Origin of the sequence: Mesorhizobium sp. M1A.T.Ca.IN.004.03.1.1 (assembly GCF_003997555.1) — a bacterium.
GTDB lineage: Bacteria > Pseudomonadota > Alphaproteobacteria > Rhizobiales > Rhizobiaceae > Mesorhizobium.
Genome location: NZ_RZTV01000620.1, coordinates 1 through 256, shown reverse-complemented (window position 1 = coordinate 256; position 256 = coordinate 1). Strand labels below are relative to the sequence as shown.

The following is a 256-nucleotide window of genomic DNA, read 5'->3' as shown; positions in this document are numbered from 1 at the left end:
GCGGCGCGACCGTCCCCGTCGATGTCGCGGCAAGCGAGGTTGCCGCGCACCATCCCGATGGAGCCGGCGCGGTGCTCGGCATCAACGATCGCGGCACGGCCGTCGCCGGCATGGGCGTCGCGTTTACCCGCTTCATCCAATCGCGTGACGACGTCGCCGGCGTGATCGGCATTGGCGGCGGCGGCGGCACCTCGATCGTCACTGCCGGCATGCGCGCTCTGCCGCTCGGCCTGCCCAAGATCATGGTCTCGACGCT

General features: G+C 71.1%; 1 protein-coding gene. It reads left to right on the top strand.

Features of this window, described 5'->3' with window-relative positions; translation table 11 throughout:
* On the top strand, positions 1-256 hold a 256-nt coding region (locus EOD29_RS33120; RefSeq protein WP_206520585.1), incomplete at both ends, for a Tm-1-like ATP-binding domain-containing protein.